Source organism: Mesorhizobium sp. Cs1321R2N1 (assembly GCF_037179725.1).
GTDB classification, from domain to species: domain Bacteria; phylum Pseudomonadota; class Alphaproteobacteria; order Rhizobiales; family Rhizobiaceae; genus Mesorhizobium; species Mesorhizobium salmacidum.
In genome coordinates, this window is the sequence record NZ_JAPYKP010000311.1 from 1 (window position 1) to 1,225 (window position 1,225).

The 1,225-nt window shown below is 60.4% G+C and carries 1 protein-coding gene; it reads left to right on the plus strand.

From position 1 onward, the window contains the following. Nucleotides 1-66: 66 nt before the first annotated feature. A protein-coding gene (locus tag O7A61_RS32220) for an IS3 family transposase (protein ID WP_337133178.1) occupies nt 67-1,166 on the plus strand; the annotation gives its coding sequence in 2 pieces (ribosomal slippage) (nt 67-319 and nt 319-1,166; 1,101 coding nt in all). Nucleotides 1,167-1,225 lie beyond the last annotated feature (59 nt).

Below are 1,225 nucleotides of genomic sequence, written 5' to 3' on the forward strand. Positions count from 1 at the left end.
GTGACCTGAGACCCTGAAGCTCCTCCAGTTTTTGGTAGAGTTCGTCCCGCTCAAGGAGACGGACGAATGAAGCGTTCACGGTTCACGGAAGAACAGGTCATCGCGATTTTGAAGGAGCAAGAGGCGGGAATGAAGACCGCCGATGTCTGCCGCAAGCACGGGATCTCGGAAGCGACCTTCTACAAATACAAGGCCAAGTTCGGTGGCATGGACGTTTCCGACGCCCGCAAGCTGAAGGCTTTGGAGGAGGAGAACGCCAAACTGAAGAAGCTGCTGGCCGAGCAGATGCTGGACAATGCCATCCTGAAGGATGTCGCCGCAAAAAAATGGTGACGCCCGATGCCAAGCGATGCGCTGTGGTCCACGCCTGCGAGCGGCATGGGGTGAGCCAGCGTCGGGCGTGCAAGGCTCTTTTCGTCGATCGCTCGAGCGTTCGCTACACAAGCATCCGGCCGGACGATGCCATCGTTCGAGCCGCGATGAAGACGGTGGCTGCCGAGCGCCGCCGCTTTGGCTACCGGCGCATCCACATCATGCTTGAACGGCAAGGGATCGTGATGAACCAGAAGAAGCTGCGGCGGCTTTATCGGGAGGAGAAGCTCCAGGTCCGCAAGCGTGGCGGCCGCAAGCGGGCCTTGGGAACGAGAAGGCCGATGATCGCGCCGGGCCGGATGAACGAGCGCTGGAGCCTGGATTTCGTCAGCGATGCCTTCACGGACGGACGACGTTTCCGGGTTCTGGCCGTCGTCGACGACTTCACGCGGGAATGCCTGGCGCTGGTCGCGGATACGTCGCTGTCGGGCGCCCGCGTCGCTCGGGAACTGGACGCCATCATCGCCCGCCGCGGCAGGTCCTGCACGATCGTCTCGGACAACGGCACCGAGCTGACGTCGATGGCGATCCTCAAATGGTGCCAGGAGAGCGGCGTCGAATGGCACTACATCGCACCCGGAAAGCCGATGCAGAACGGATTCGTGGAGAGTTTCAACGGCCGATTTCGCGACGAATGCTTGAACGAAACGCTGTTCTCCACCCTCGCGCAAGCGCGGGCAGCAATCGATCTATGGAAGGAGGACTACAACCGCAACAGACCACACTCAGCCCTGGGCAACATCACGCCCATCGAATTCGCCATAAAAATGGCGCTGGAAAAACAGGCCGCATGAGGCCAGAAATGAAGCGCCGGACTCTCCATTGAAATGGAGGGAACAAGGGTCTCAGGTCA